Source organism: Mesorhizobium sp. M2A.F.Ca.ET.039.01.1.1, assembly GCF_003998035.1.
Classification (GTDB): domain Bacteria; phylum Pseudomonadota; class Alphaproteobacteria; order Rhizobiales; family Rhizobiaceae; genus Mesorhizobium.
The window spans coordinates 1-493 of record NZ_RZRY01001498.1; the positions used below are offsets into that span (position 1 = coordinate 1).

The 493-nt window shown below is 69.4% G+C and carries 1 protein-coding gene; it reads right to left on the bottom strand.

Going from position 1 to position 493, the window contains the following annotated elements; all coding sequences use genetic code 11:
* The coding region (locus EOA24_RS40635; protein ID WP_245502013.1) for a DUF5682 family protein at nucleotides 1-458 on the bottom strand (458 nt) is incomplete at its 3' end.
* Nucleotides 459-493 lie beyond the last annotated feature (35 nt).

A 493-nucleotide genomic window follows, 5' to 3' on the forward strand; every position in this document is an offset into this window, starting at 1 on the left:
GCGTCGTAGAGCAGATGCGCGGCGCAGCCGGCAACCAGCGCCGTGGAGCGTGACGAATCCAGCACGGCCGCCAGCCCGTTGCGCCAGGCTTCGAGGACATGCTCGTCCGGCTCGACCAGCTTGATCGCCTCATCGGCCTTGCGCAGCGCTCGCATCAGCGCGGCCGCGGCCTGCGCGTCGAGATCGCGCGCCGCGTAAGGCAGCGCGATGGAGCCTTCGATGATCAGCCGCTCCAGCAGGCCGGCGAGTCGCTCGCTCTCGGTCTTGCGCGCTTCGCCGTAGCGGATGATGTCGGCAAGCGGCGGCACCGAGGCCAACAACTCCAGGCACTCGCTGCTGTGCGCCGCCTTTTCCTCGAGCGCTGCAAGACCGGCGGCGGACGCCTCGCTCAGGGCGGCGGTGATCGCACTCTGCACCAGCGTAGCCAAAGCATCGAGCGTCGCGGCGGCGCCGATCATCTGGATGAGCCTGCCATTGGCGGCCTTCTCGATGG